Here is a 557-nt window from a genome sequence, read left to right as displayed (position 1 = left end):
TATTGTAAAATTTAATAATAATAAAATATATCTGATAATAAATATTAATAATGTATTTGTCAAAATATAAGTAGATTACATTTATATAAAAAATAGACTTTAAGCAAGAACATTAAAAAAACATAGGAAATATATCGACAAATTACATATTTATGGAGATAATAAAATAAAGATTATAAGATTATAGCTTATATAAACTATAATTTAAGAGCTAGGAGGAATATAATTGAAGCTAGAAAAAATTGGAATGAGGACGATTAAAAGCGGTATAGCTGTAAGCTGCTGTGTAATGGCAGGAAAATATATAGTACAAAATCCAATGTATTCTGCAGTGGCATGTATAATATCTATGAAAGATACAGTAACGGGTTCCCTTAAAGCAGGACTTGATAGAATAAAAGGAACTATAATAGGTGGTATAATAGGTTTCTTAATGGTACTTATTAAGCCAGGAGATCCGATTTTATGTGGATTAGGTGTTATTGCAACTATATATATTTGCAATGCCCTTAAATTAAATACAGCAATAACTGTTGCAAATGTAGCATTTACATCTA

General features: G+C 26.4%; 1 protein-coding gene. It reads left to right on the top strand.

The window, feature by feature from the left end; translation table 11 throughout:
• Positions 1–226: 226 nt before the first annotated feature.
• On the top strand, positions 227–557 hold a 331-nt coding region (locus JWF52_RS18850), incomplete at its 3' end, for an aromatic acid exporter family protein (protein WP_208335008.1).

Origin of the sequence: Clostridium sp. CCUG 7971, assembly GCF_017590215.1 — a bacterium.
Taxonomy (GTDB): domain Bacteria; phylum Bacillota; class Clostridia; order Peptostreptococcales; family Peptostreptococcaceae; genus Faecalimicrobium.
This window is presented reverse-complemented; position numbering and strand designations above follow the sequence as displayed.